We start from the raw sequence: 13,202 nt of genomic DNA on the forward strand, positions 1-13,202 counted from the left end.
GTTATAGTCTGGCGTAGGGCAGCAGGAGCTGCCCTGCTCAATTGATAGAGGACGAAAACCGTCGGGATTCCACTATGTCAGAACAGACATCTGCCAAGGTCGATAAAATTAACCTGCTGGGTTTGGCGCCAGAAAAAATGGCTGAATTTTTCGATAGCCTGGGCGAAAAACGCTTTCGTGCACAGCAAATGCTGAAGTGGATCCATCAATACGGTGAATCGAATTTTTCCAATATGACCAATATGAGCAAGGCGCTGCGAGCCAAGCTGGATGAGGTCTGTGAAATTCGTTTGCCGGAAGTGATTTATCACGATATTTCCAGCGACGGTACGCAAAAATGGGTGATGCGCATGGATGGTGGCAGTGCCGTCGAAACCGTATACATCCCAGAAAAGGAACGCGGTACCTTATGTGTCAGCTCGCAAATAGGCTGTGCATTAGACTGCAGTTTTTGCTCAACCGGTAAGCAAGGCTTTAACCGCGATTTAAGCGTGGCTGAGATCATCGGTCAGGTCTATGTTGCTGCCATGAGTTTTCATCAGGAAGGCGAGCGGCGCAGCGGAAGAATAACCAATGTGGTCATGATGGGCATGGGTGAACCGCTGCTAAATTATGACAACGTGGTGGATGCCATGCGTCTGATGATGGACGACTTTTGTTACGGTTTATCTAAGCGTCGCGTCACACTGAGTACGTCTGGCGTTGTACCTATGATGGACAAACTAGGTGACGATATTGATGTGTCATTGGCGGTGTCATTACACGCACCGAATGATGAACTGCGTAATCAGCTGGTACCACTGAATAAGAAATATCCATTGTCAGAACTGATAGCGGCAACCAATCGCTATCTGAAGAAACTGCCTGATAAGCGTAAAGCGACCATTGAATACACCATGATTGATGGTGTAAATGACGGTATGGAGCAGGCCAAAGAGCTGGCTGAGCTGATGCGCCAGGTACCGTGCAAAATTAATTTAATTCCATTCAACCCGTTTCCAAACTCAGGCTATAAACGCCCAAGTAATAACCGGGTTTATCGCTTTCGAGACTACCTAATTAATGCCGGTCATGTGGTGACCATTCGTAGTACTCGGGGTGACGATATTGATGCTGCTTGTGGTCAGCTGGTGGGCCAGGTCGCCGATCGGACTCGCCGCAGTGAGCGTTATATTAAAGCTGTACAGTTAGACCAATCAACAGGACTACAGTGATGAGCGTGAGCAATAGATTTCGGACTCTGGCTGCATTGCTTCTGGCCACCATTGTCAGCAGCGGCTGTGTAACCGTAACTGAGAGCCGCTTTAGTGCCAAAGCGTCACCTGAAAAAGCAGTGGAAAACTATACTCAGTTAGGGCTGGGTTACTTGCAGCGTGGCAGAACTGATTGGGCGCGCCAAAGGCTGACCAAGGCTTTGCAAATAGACCCTAATGATCCAGCAGCTAATGATGCCATGGGTTTGGTGTGGCAGTCCGAAGGTGAAGATGACCTGGCGGAAGAGTACTTTAAAAAGTCTCTGAATTACGATAGCTCTTACACTCAAGCACGACATCATCTTGGTCGTTTATACTTAAAGCAAGGACGTTATGTAGACGCTGCTGATTTGCTGCATGACGTTGTAGATGATCGTTATTATGACAACCGTGTAGCAGCTTTTAATGATCTGGCTATAACGATCTTTCATCAAAACAAGCGCACCGAAGCTATCGATGTCTACATGCGTGCGTTGAGGTTGGCGCCTTATAATGTTGATGCTTTGGTGAATGCATCAACATTATTATTTGAAGAGCAGCGTTACGAAGAATCGCAACGCTACTTTGATCGTTTTGACCGTTTGGTAGAGCGCGATCAGACGGAACATAGCGCGCACAGTTTATGGCTGGGTATTAAGTTGGCAACCATCTCGCAGCAGGAAAAGCGTGCGATACAGTTTGCAGCGGATTTAAAGCAGCAATTTCCCGACTCTGATGAGTATCGGCAGTATCGTGAATCGTTGGATGGAGCGGCTGGCTGATCATGCAGTTTGAAAACCCGATTAAGCGCCGCAAAAGTCGTCAGATTCAGGTAGGTAAGGTCGCCGTGGGTGGTGATGCGCCAATCTCGGTTCAAACCATGACCAATACCGACACCTTAGATGTTGACGCTACCGTGGCTCAAATCAGACGTGTGGTCGATGCGGGAGCCGATATCGTACGGGTATCGGTGCCGACTATGGACGCTGCCGATGCCTTTGGCAAAATTCGAGCCCAAGTCGACGTGCCATTAGTCGCTGATATTCATTTTGATTACCGTATTGCACTGAAAGTGGCCGATCTGGGTGTCGATTGTTTGCGTATTAATCCTGGCAATATCGGCCGTGATGATAGAGTTCAAGCTGTGGTGGATGCAGCCCGTCATAATGGCATTCCTATTCGTATTGGTGTTAATGCCGGTTCTTTGGAAAAAGAGCTGCAAAAAAAGTACGGTGAGCCGACTCCTGATGCGCTGGTTGAATCAGCCATGCGGCATATCGATATTCTCGACCGGTTAAACTTCCCAGATTTTAAACTGAGTTTAAAGGCCTCCGATATTTTTATGACGGTGGCCGCCTATCGGCAAATTGCCAGTCAGATTGAGCAGCCTTTGCATTTAGGCATTACCGAGGCCGGTGGCTTACGCGGTGGTACGGTGAAATCCTCCATTGGCCTGGGTCTATTGTTGTGGGATGGCATTGGCGACACCATTCGAGTGTCGCTGGCAGCAGACCCGGTAGAAGAAGTCAAAGTCGGCTGGGATATGCTGAAGTCCCTGAAGTTACGTTCACGTGGTATTAACTTTATTGCGTGTCCCAGCTGCTCGCGACAAAACTTTGATGTCATTAAAACCATGAACGAGCTGGAGCAGCGGGTTGAAGATATTCGCACCGATATGGACGTTTCTGTCATTGGCTGCGTGGTTAACGGTCCTGGTGAAGCGAAAGAAACCGATGTCGGTCTGGCGGGTGGTCAGCCGAACCTGATATACATTGATGGTAAGCCCGCCCAGAAACTGAAGAATGAAAATCTTGTCGATGATCTGGAGCGTTTGATTCGTCAGCGTGCCGCAGAGCTCGATCAGCAACGTAAAGATTTAATCGCCAGCGACAGTTAACAGCTGGTTGAGGAAAGCACATCTCATGAGTAATAAAATTCAGGCCATTCGTGGCATGAACGATATTTTGCCAAGCCAGTCTCCGGTTTGGCAGTATCTTGAAGGTACGGTGGCGGAACTGCTAGCGGCTTATGGCTACAGCGAAATGCGCATGCCGATTGTTGAGTCAACCAATCTGTTTAAGCGCTCGATTGGCGAAGTGACCGATATTGTCGAAAAAGAAATGTACACCTTTGAGGATCGTAATGGTGACAGTCTGACGTTGCGTCCAGAAGGAACGGCTGGTTGTGTGCGTGCCTGTGAAGAGCATGGTTTGCTCTACAACCAAACCCAGCGTGTCTGGTACACCGGGCCCATGTTTCGCCATGAGCGGCCACAAAAAGGTCGTTACCGTCAGTTTTATCAAATCGGTGTAGAGACCTTTGGTATTGCTACACCGGATATTGATGCTGAAGTTATTTTACTGACGGCGCGTTTATGGCAGCAATTGGGCTTGTCTGATAGCGTGACGCTGCAGCTTAATAGCCTGGGCAGTAACGAAGCGCGAGCCCGGTACCGTCAAGCCTTGGTCGACTATCTGACGGCCAATAAAGCGTTGCTGGATGAAGACAGCCTGCGTCGTTTAGATAGCAATCCATTACGCGTTCTGGATAGCAAAAATCCAGCCATGCAAGAGATGCTGGCTGCGGCGCCGAGCTTATTTGATTACCTCGATGACGACAGTCGTGAACACTTTGAGCAGCTGCGCCGCATTTTGGATGCCGCTGGCGTTCAATACGAGATTAATCCGCGTTTGGTTCGTGGCCTGGATTATTACTGCAAAACGGTATTTGAGTGGGTGACCGATAAACTCGGTGCTCAAGGTACTGTCTGTGCTGGCGGCCGCTATGATGGCTTGGTCGAGCAGCTGGGTGGTAAAGCCACGCCAGCCGTTGGCTTTGCCATGGGAGTTGAGCGTTTGATTCTGTTGCTGGAAAGCTTACAACGTGTGCCGGCTGAGGTGTATCAAACGGTGGATGTTTACGTCTGTGCCGTAGGCGACAACACTGATATCGCCGCTGTGTTACTGTCTGACAGCATCCGTAATGAGCAAGACTGGCTGCGGGTGCAGACGCATTGTGGTGGCGGCAGCTTTAAATCACAAATGAAAAAAGCGGATAAAAGTGGTGCTCGTTTTGCGCTGTTGCTAGGTGAAGACGAAGTTTCTCAGCAGCAGGTGACGGTGAAAGACTTGCGCGGCGAACTGGAGCAAGTGCAACTACCGCAGCAAGATGTAGCCGCCTGGCTAGCACAGCACATTAATTAATAAAAACGGATTGGGGATGCAGTCATGAGTGACATGCGCACAGATGAAGAACAAGCAGAAGCATTAAAAAAGTGGTGGTCAGAGAACGGTAAAAGTCTGCTGACTTCCGTTGTGATTGTTGCAGCCGGTTGGTTTGGTTGGAATAACTACCAGGCAAGTCAGCAGGCCACTGCAGAAGCTGCGTCACAGTTGTATTCACAGTTGGTGGAGCAAGCTGCTTTACCGCAAGCGCAGCAAACCGATGCCAGTCGTGCAGAAATGCAGCTGCTGGCAGAGCGTTTGGTGAATGATTTTGATGGCACGGCTTACGCACAATTTGGCAGCTTGTTTATCGCTCGCTTGGCCGCTGACGCCGGTGATTTCGACAGCGCAGCAGAGGCGTTACAGCAAGTAGTCAATAGTGCTGAACAAGGTCCGATTAAGTACACAGCGCAAGCACGGCTGGCACTGGTATTGACGCAACTAGAACGCTTTGATGATGCCTTAGCCGCGGTAGCGACGGTGCCAGATCCTGCGTATCAGGCGCAATTTGAAGAAGCGCGTGGTGACGTTTACTGGCGTCAGGGTAAGTCTGAAGAAGCACTGGCGGCGTATGAAAAAGCACTGCAAGCCGCTCAGGAAAATGGTGCTGGCGCTCAATTACTGCAACGCAAGATTGACCACCTGTCCTCCACTGGAGAGGTCTGATGCGGCATTGGTTCGGTTCATTGGTGCTGGCGTTGGCGCTGACCGGCTGTAGCACCACAGCGCAACAGCCCGCTCGTGTAACGGATATCGATAATCAGGTCGACGTCGACGTTGAATGGCGTTACGACACCGGCTTGTATGCGGGTGCACGGCAAAATCGTTTAGTGCCCGCAGTGGTGGGTGAGCGTGTCTACGTTGCCACCAACGATGGCCAGGTGTTAGCGCTCGATCTTGAGAGTGGCGATACCGTGTGGCAGCTGGAGCTGGAGCAACCCATCATCGGCGGTGTGGCTGTCGCGGGCGATGAGCTCTTTGTCACCAGTCATGATGGCATGCTGCACAGCTTTGGTTTTGATGGTGAACGCCACTGGAGCACGGCCTTGGCCTCTGAGTCGGTATCGCCCGTGGCGGCAGATGAAGACCGTGTCTATGTGCATACCATCGATGGTCGCTTAACGGCTTATCAGCGTGATAACGGTGAGCAGCTGTGGACTTATGAACATGCGATGCCGATATTGTCGGTGCGTGGAACCAGTTCGCCTTTGATACTGGATCAACTGGTGTTGACCGGTTTTGCCAGTGGTAAAGTCGTCGCGCTGGATAAACGCTTGGGCGTGCCACGTTGGAATGTTCGTTTGGCAATTCCTGATGGCCGCTCAGAATTGGAGCGCTTGGTCGATATTGATGGCACTCCGGTGTTGGATAATGGTGTGGTTTATGCCGCTAGTTATCATGGCAAGGTAGCCGCATTGTCGCCAGGTGGTGACGTACGCTGGCAGGAAGATGGTTCTAGCTATGGCCATCCGGAATTGGCGTTAGGCAGTCTTTACCTAAGCCTGGATGATGGCACAGTGAAAGCCTACGACTTATACAATGGCGCCAGCCAGTGGCAGCAAACGCTCTTGCAAGGAAAAGCTCTTGGGCAGGTGACGGCGTTTGATCGTTATTTGGCTGTTGCCGATGATGAAGGCTTTTTGTATTTGCTCAGTCAGGTGGATGGAGAGCTGTTATTACGTCAGCGTTTGCGTCCTAAGCCGTTGCATCAAAATGTGCCTAATTCTCCAGAAATGACCAATTGGCACGCATTGCGTGGCCGTGATTTTGGTTTGTCTGCACCTATGGTCGCAACCGAGCGCGGCCTGCTGGTCACCAGTAATACTGGTGAGCTGCTACTCTTAACAGTACACGCTGACCAATAAGGTCAGCGTGTCGTCTCGTCCCATCTAAGGTTACCGTCATGTTACCCGTCATTGCCCTGGTTGGTCGTCCCAACGTTGGTAAATCCACTTTATTTAATCGTCTGACCAAAAGCCGTGATGCGCTGGTGGCTGAAATTGCTGGCCTGACCCGGGACCGTAAATACGGCGAAGGCAAGGTCGGACGCCGTCCTTTTATCGTTATTGATACCGGTGGTATCAGCGGTGAAGAGGAAGGCATTGACGAGGCCATGGCGCAGCAAAGCTTCCAGGCCATCGAAGAAGCCGATATCGTCTTTTTTATGGTCGATGTCGGTGCTGGAATCACCGCTGGTGATCGCATGATTGCCAACCATTTACGCCGGGCCGGTAAGTCCGCTTATTTGGTGGCGAATAAAATCGACGGCAAAAATCCCGACGTGGTTTTGGGTGAGTTTTTCGAACTTGGCATGGGCGATCCCTTGGCCATTGCCGCTGCACATAACCGCGGTGTATCGACCCTGATTGACCATGTTATGGATGAGTTGTTAGGTGAAGAGTTTAGCGACGAAGAGCCAGAAACAGGTTATCTGGAAGATGAGCCTGTCGAAGAAGATGTTACCCACGAAGAACTGAACGTTCGCGGAATTAAAATAGCCGTGGTGGGCCGCCCTAACGTCGGTAAGTCAACTCTGGTGAATCGCATGTTGGGCGAAGATAGGGTGGTGGTTTATGACCACGCAGGCACAACGCGCGACAGTATTTATATTCCCTATGAGCGTTTTGGTCAGGATTACACCTTAATTGATACTGCAGGTATTCGCCGGCGTAAAAATATCTCCGAAGCGGCGGAAAAATTTTCCATTATTAAAACCTTGCAAGCGATTCAGGACTGCCATGTTTGTGTATTAGTGCTGGATGCGCGTACCGGTATTGTCGAGCAAGACCTGCACATGTTGAGCTTTATCCTCAACTCTGGCCGTGCTCTGGTATTGGCGATCAATAAGTGGGATGGCATGGATTCCTACGATAAGCAGCGGGTAAAGGATGAGTTGGATCGTCGTTTTGACTTTTTAACCTTTGCTGAGCAGCACTTTATTTCGGCCTTGCACGGTACTGGTGTTGGTCACTTGTATGAGTCCGTCGATAAAGCCTATCAGTCTGCAATGGCGAAATGGCAAACCAATATGCTTACGCGCATTTTGGAAGATGCCATTGCCAGCCATCAGCCGCCGTTAATTCGTGGCCGTCGTCCTAAGTTACGCTACGCCCACCAAGGTGGCTCCAATCCGCCGCGTATTATTGTGCACGGCAATATGACCAATGAATTGCCAGAGGATTACAAACGCTATCTGGCGAATACCTTCCGCCGGGTATTGGATATTCAAGGCACCCCCATTCGCTTTGAGTTCCGCCAGGGAGATAACCCCTTTGCGGAGCGCAGTGCCGAAGTTAAGCATCGCAGTAAAAAACGTGCTCAAGCGGTTGAGCGTACCAGTAATATTCGCCAGGCGAAAAAAGATAAAACCCGTCGTCAACGGCGAAAACCAGGTAACAATTAATCGCCGGCGGTACTGCTGGCTTGTTTGCTAGTATTTTCTGAGATAAACGCCTGGCTAAAACCAGGCGTTTTTCATATCCAGACAAGTGCTATCCAGCGACTGCAGCAAGGTTGCCTGGTGTTCAATTTCAGGCAGCTCCCAGACAATAAAATAGCGTGCCGCTTGTAGTTTTCCCTGAATAAAATCGTTGCTGCGTTGGCTGTGCAAGGCCTTATCCGCCATTTCTAGCCATAACCAGGCGACGACACAGCGCGACATCATATCGAGAAACAGTGCCGAGTTGGCTAGCCCCAATTGCAGCTGCCCTCGTTGCAAGGTTTTTCCTAGCAGCGTGATGGTATCTGTCAGTGTTTTAATATGTTTGCCTAGTGCTTGGCCCAGCGGTCGCAACTGCTCATGTTGCTCTGCTTGGGTGAGGGTATGCTGCATTCGTTGTTTGAGCTGCTTTAGGCCCTGTCCCTGCCATAATTTCCGGCCTAATAAATCCAGCGACTGAATGCCATGGGTGCCTTCGTGAATCGGGTTGAGGCGATTATCGCGATAGCACTGCTCAACCGAGTAATCACGGGTGTAACCGCTGCCGCCTAATACCTGAATGGCCAGATCGTTGGCTTTGCCAGCATAGAAAGACGGATAGGATTTCACGATAGGGGTGAGCAACTCCAGCAGGTCGGCGCTGTCTGGTTGATGGCCGTGTTCACTGTCGTCGACCAGCCGGGCAGCGAATAAACACAAGGCAACGGAGCCTTCGACATAGGCTTTTTGTGCTAACAGCATGCGTTTAACGTCGGCGTGCTCAATAATGTTAATGGCTGGTGACTGTGGGTCTTGCTGCTGTGGCGACCGCCCCTGAGGGCGCTGACGGGCATAATTTAATGACTCTAAATAGCCGCGGTAACCTATCATGGCAGCGCCTAAACCAACGCCTATGCGCGCTTCGTTCATCATTTGAAACATATAACGCAGGCCTTGATGAGGCTCACCTAAAAGCCATCCCTGACAGCGATTTTGTTCACCAAAATTCAGCAATGTCGAGGTCGTACCACGGTACCCCATCTTGTGTAATAAACCACTGAGGTTGACGTCGTTATGTCCGGCCGCATCACCATTGGGCTGCATGCGGTGTTTGGGTACGATAAACAGGGATAAACCTTTGACGCCAGCCGTAGCACCCTGAATTCGTGCCAGTACTAGGTGTACGATGTTGTCCGTTAGGTCGTGATCACCGGCGGAAATAAACATTTTTTGCCCCTTGATGAGATAGCTTCCATCTGACTGGGGTCGAGCCTGGGTTTTTAGGTCTGCCAATGATGAGCCCGCATCGGGCTCGGTCAGGGCCATGGTGGCGGCAAAGCGTCCGTTAAATAAGCCAGGCAAATACTGAGATTTTTGCTCGTCCGTGGCAAAGCGGTGAATGACATTGGCGGCTGCACTGGTTAAAAAGGGGTAGGCAGCGGTGGCTGGATTGGCGGCCATAAAAAAAGCGTTGCAAGCACTGTGAATGAGGGCCGGTAACTGCATGCCACCATCTTGGTAGGCATGGCGTGCGTTAAGTAAGCCAGATTGACTGTAGTGGCGCCAGGCGTGTTTTACCTCTTCTAAGGTGCGTACCTTTCCATGGCTAAATTGTGGTTCCTGCTGATCGGCTTTGGCATGATGGGGCAGGAAATAGTGCTCTGCGATATGTTCGGCAGTGCGCAATACTTGATCAAAAGTACTGCGATCATGGTCTTGGTAGTAGCTCAGTGCGGTAAGGTCTTGAGCATCCAATACGTCGTATAGCAGAAAGTCGAGGTCGATGGGGTTGATCAATTTGCTCATGGCGGCCTCTGGTATTGGCTTCAAAAGACAACACTATGGCGCTTGTCGCGTCTTTCAGTAATTGGCAATATAGACACCTTTAAGGCTGTAAGTGACAACTATGATCGATGTCGTGGTAGTGGGGTTTGATCGTGCTTTGGCGTCTGCTATTACTGGCCTGGCCGATTTGTTTGCGCTTGCCGGCGTGACTTGGAACCGGATTGAAGGACGTGATGCCGAGCGTTTATTTAACGTGCGTATCGCCACTGAAGTCGGCCAGCCAGTGAGATGCATCAATGGTTTGCAACTGGCCAGCCACCTCAATTTTGCCGACATTATCGGTGGCTCCGCCAAGGTGGATGCGCTGATTGTTCCCACCATAGGTGGCCCCATAGAAGAGGTGTTAGCCGATACCGAGGCCCTTAGGACGCTGATACGCTATGCCGATGGCCAGGGCTGGACCATTGCTGGCAACTGTACCGGGAACTTTCTGTTAGCCGAGGCGGGGGTATTAAACAACCGCGCGGCTACCACTCATTGGGGCTTTAAAGAACAGTTTGAACAGCGCTACCCAAACGTGGCGCTGCAAGCTGAGCAGCTCATTACCCGTGATGAAAACATTTACTGCGCTGGTGGCGGCTTGGCCTGGTTTGATTTGGGACTGCACATTATTGAACGCCACGCAGGCTTTGAAGCAGCATTGCAGACGGCCAAGGCTTTTGTGTTGGATTACCGTCGTGATACCCAGCTGTCTTATTCATTGATGCGCTTGGCCAAGCCCCATAAAGATGAACTGGTACGCCAGGCACAAAGTTGGTTGGAGCAAAATTTTGCCAATCCTTTTAGCGTCGAAGGTCTAGCCGAGCGCTTTAGTGTGTCTAAACGTACCTTGATCCGGCGTTTTAATACGGCCTTGTCGATGCCACCCAATGCGTATGTGCAATCGTTGCGAATCGAAGCTGCGCAAAAACTGCTGGAAGAGACCAGCCGCACCGTCGATGTGGTGATGACAGAAGTCGGCTATGAGGATGCCAGCTCGTTTCGACGCCTGTTCCGTAAAAAGACGGGTTTAACGCCAACTGAATATCGGCGTCGCTTTGCACGGCGCTATTGAGCTATTCTTGTCGCCATAGCGCAAGGAGCTTAGCTATGCACTCAGAGCTGGCCGAACAAAAAGCCATTCGTCATCCATTGCTGCGCCATCTGGTCTTTGCCTGTGGCTGGCTGGCCGTGGTATTGGGCGTGCTCGGGATCTTTTTGCCCGTACTGCCAACAACACCGTTTTTGCTGTTAGCCGCCGCGTGTTTTTTACGCACTTCAAGCCGCTTTTATCACTGGTTGGTGAGCCATCCGCGGTTGGGGAGTTATGTTATTTATTACCTTGATGGTAAGGGAATGCCTCTGCGCGCTAAGGTGTATTCACTGTTACTGATGTGGAGCATGTTATTGCTGACGGCGTTTGTGTTGGTGCCTCGTCCTATGTTGCAGGTGCTGTTGCCTCTGATCGGATTGGGTGTGAGTATTTATATCCTGCGCTTACCAACATTGCAGCTCAAACAAGAGTCCTAGTACTTTGGTGGGTGCGCACAGACCACACTAAACACGCACAGGTGACTGGCTGTTAGCATAAGACTTCAGAATATTGAGATGTGCTATGAACCCTTCTGATTGGCAAGCCGAAGGTCACTGGCTGGTTTTTCGCCCACAAACGGCTAAACGCAGTTACGATCTGCGAATTTTTTATCGTACCTCGGTGGCGCTTACTCAATTTGGCCAGCACAAGCCCGTGTTGCTGTTGATTCATGGCTTTCCGACCAGCAGTTGGGACTGGCATCGAATATGGGACTCGCTAGCTCAGCACTATGACCTGATCGCCGCGGATATGCTCGGTTTTGGTTGTAGCGATAAGCCTCGAGATCTTCCCTATAGCATTGCCCTGCAAGCAGATATGCAGCAGGCATTGATGCAACATCTGGCTGTGCAGCAGTGTGATGTTTTAGCCCATGATTATGGTGATACCGTGGCTCAGGAATTGATGGCTAGGCAGTTAGATGGCTCAGAGCATCGGTTGCGTGCGGTCACCTTGCTTAATGGTGGCTTATTTGCCGAGGCCCACCGGCCATTAATGGCTCAGCGTTTGTTAGCCAGCCCGCTAGGGCGGTGGTTGGCTTTTGGGCTGAATGAAAAAAAACTGCGTAAAAGCTTGCAGCGTATTTGCCGGCAGCCGCTGTCGGATGATGATATCGCTGCATGCTGGCGCTTTATCCAGTTGCACCAGGGCACTAAGGTCTTGCCAAAACTGCTGAGCTATATGGCAGAGCGTAAACGGCATAGACAGCGCTGGGTATCGGCATTGATTGATTGGCCTCAACCCTTGCATCTGATCAATGGCCTGGCTGATCCAATTTCTGGCCAGCATATGGTGGATCGATATCGCCAAGTGGTGGCTAAAGAGCCGGTCACGGAACTGAGCGACGTCGGTCATTATCCGCAGCTCGAGGCCCCCAACGAGGTCACTCGTGCGGTGTTAGGGCCTGTTAACGCTTATTAGCTCTTTGTTGCTGGATTGAGTAAGGCATGAGGTGCGCCGTTTAACCCGTTAAATAAGCAACGAATAACACAGCTCAAGAAATGGACTCTAGCGCGTTGGGTTATGTCGGAAAACCCCTAAATCTGCGTTGCTCATCCTTCCTGTAACGCGTTAAACACCCATCTTCGCGCCTGAATTGAGAGGTTTTCAGCTCATAACAGCGCGACGAAATGGCGTTAATAGGCCATAGCCCAGGCGTAAAGGTCAGTCAGTCTGACTGGGCGTTGATCTTAGCTTGAAGTATGCTGTGCGCTTTTGTGTGAGGCTGGCGAGCATGTTGCGATATTGGGAATGGATGGCTTGCGGGGCATTGGCCGTGGTTTTTGTGCTCTTTCCGCAGTTAGATTTAACCGTGAGTGGCTGGTTTTATGATGCTGGCAGCGCTACTTGGCCATTGGCCGATCAGCCAATTAATGAATCTATTTATTGGTTATTTCGTTACCTGCCCCATGTGCTTATTCCCATCATGCTGCTGGTCATTACCCTGACCTTTATTCCTAACGGCGTTGATGCTCAGCAGCGAAGGCCTTGGCTATTTTTATTACTGGTGTTATTGATCGGACCTGGGCTGATTGTACACGGCGTATTTAAAGAATCCTTCCAGCGCGAAAGACCGAGAGCCGTTGAACAATTTGGTGGAAAGGACCAGTTTACCCCGGCCTTTATTATCAATGATCAGGGTAATGGCAAGTCCTTTGTCAGTGGCCACGCTGCCATGGCATTTTATTTTATCGCTCTGGCCTGGGTATTTCGCCGTCGCAGCTGGTTGTATGCTGGTCTACTGCTCGGTGTGATGATGAGTGCTGTTCGTATCATGCAAGGAGGGCACTTTCTCAGTGATACCGTATTCGCAGGCTTTGTGGTTTATTTTACCTGCCAGTGCTTATCGGGCTGGTTGTTAGGCCATTGGCACATTGAGCCTAAGGACAAACGCCCCAGGGCCTAGGGCCTGT

12 protein-coding genes are annotated in these 13,202 nt (G+C 50.7%); 11 read left to right on the forward strand and 1 reads right to left on the reverse strand.

Annotated features, from left to right (window positions below):
- Positions 1–74 precede the first annotated feature (74 nt).
- From rlmN to der, 7 genes are read left to right on the forward strand one after another with little or no spacing between them, the layout of a single operon-like run.
- Positions 75–1,214 carry a dual-specificity RNA methyltransferase RlmN gene (gene rlmN / locus AC55FS_RS08470; protein ID WP_496935643.1) on the forward strand — a complete coding sequence of 380 codons (1,140 nt, stop codon included), beginning with the start codon at positions 75–77 and terminating at the stop codon, positions 1,212–1,214.
- Positions 1,214–2,014, forward strand: coding sequence for a tetratricopeptide repeat protein (locus AC55FS_RS08475; protein ID WP_496935644.1), 801 nt, complete (start codon positions 1,214–1,216; stop codon positions 2,012–2,014). The genes rlmN and AC55FS_RS08475 overlap by 1 nt, the downstream gene beginning before the upstream one ends.
- A gap of 2 nt (positions 2,015–2,016) precedes the next feature.
- On the forward strand, positions 2,017–3,129 hold the full coding sequence (gene ispG / locus AC55FS_RS08480; protein WP_496935645.1) for a flavodoxin-dependent (E)-4-hydroxy-3-methylbut-2-enyl-diphosphate synthase: 1,113 nt from the start codon (positions 2,017–2,019) through the stop codon (positions 3,127–3,129).
- Positions 3,130–3,154: 25 nt separating this feature from the next.
- The gene (gene hisS, locus AC55FS_RS08485) at positions 3,155–4,435 is read left to right on the forward strand and encodes a histidine--tRNA ligase (protein WP_496935646.1); all 1,281 of its coding nucleotides are present in this window, start codon (positions 3,155–3,157) and stop codon (positions 4,433–4,435) included.
- A 24-nt stretch (positions 4,436–4,459) separates the two neighbouring features.
- On the forward strand, positions 4,460–5,122 hold the full coding sequence (locus tag AC55FS_RS08490) for a YfgM family protein (protein WP_496935647.1): 663 nt from the start codon (positions 4,460–4,462) through the stop codon (positions 5,120–5,122).
- Positions 5,122–6,321: an outer membrane protein assembly factor BamB gene (gene bamB / locus AC55FS_RS08495; protein ID WP_496935648.1), complete on the forward strand. Its 1,200-nt coding sequence runs from the start codon at positions 5,122–5,124 to the stop codon at positions 6,319–6,321. The genes AC55FS_RS08490 and bamB overlap by 1 nt, the downstream gene beginning before the upstream one ends.
- 38 nt (positions 6,322–6,359) lie before the next feature.
- Positions 6,360–7,859 (forward strand): ribosome biogenesis GTPase Der, encoded by a 1,500-nt coding sequence (gene der / locus AC55FS_RS08500; protein WP_496935649.1) that lies wholly within the window; start codon positions 6,360–6,362, stop codon positions 7,857–7,859.
- Positions 7,860–7,913: 54 nt separating this feature from the next.
- Here the strand turns inward: der and AC55FS_RS08505 are convergent, their stop codons facing one another.
- A complete protein-coding gene (locus AC55FS_RS08505; RefSeq protein ID WP_496935650.1) occupies positions 7,914–9,680 on the reverse strand; it encodes an acyl-CoA dehydrogenase in 1,767 nt (588 codons plus the stop codon).
- Positions 9,681–9,780: 100 nt separating this feature from the next.
- Between AC55FS_RS08505 and AC55FS_RS08510 the strand changes: the two genes are divergently transcribed.
- The 4 genes from AC55FS_RS08510 (at position 9,781) to AC55FS_RS08525 (ending at position 13,195) form a co-directional block, all read left to right on the forward strand.
- Positions 9,781–10,773, forward strand: a complete 993-nt coding sequence (locus AC55FS_RS08510) for a GlxA family transcriptional regulator (protein WP_496935651.1) — start codon at positions 9,781–9,783, stop codon at positions 10,771–10,773.
- Positions 10,774–10,808: 35 nt separating this feature from the next.
- Complete coding sequence (locus AC55FS_RS08515; RefSeq protein WP_496935652.1) at positions 10,809–11,228, forward strand: YbaN family protein; 420 nt, start codon at positions 10,809–10,811, stop codon at positions 11,226–11,228.
- 85 nt (positions 11,229–11,313) lie between these two features.
- Positions 11,314–12,210 carry an alpha/beta fold hydrolase gene (locus AC55FS_RS08520; RefSeq protein WP_496935653.1) on the forward strand — a complete coding sequence of 299 codons (897 nt, stop codon included), beginning with the start codon at positions 11,314–11,316 and terminating at the stop codon, positions 12,208–12,210.
- A gap of 313 nt (positions 12,211–12,523) precedes the next feature.
- The gene (locus AC55FS_RS08525; RefSeq protein WP_496935654.1) at positions 12,524–13,195 is read left to right on the forward strand and encodes a phosphatase PAP2 family protein; all 672 of its coding nucleotides are present in this window, start codon (positions 12,524–12,526) and stop codon (positions 13,193–13,195) included.
- Positions 13,196–13,202 lie beyond the last annotated feature (7 nt).

It is taken from the genome of Bacterioplanes sp. CLAM21 (assembly GCF_059641015.1).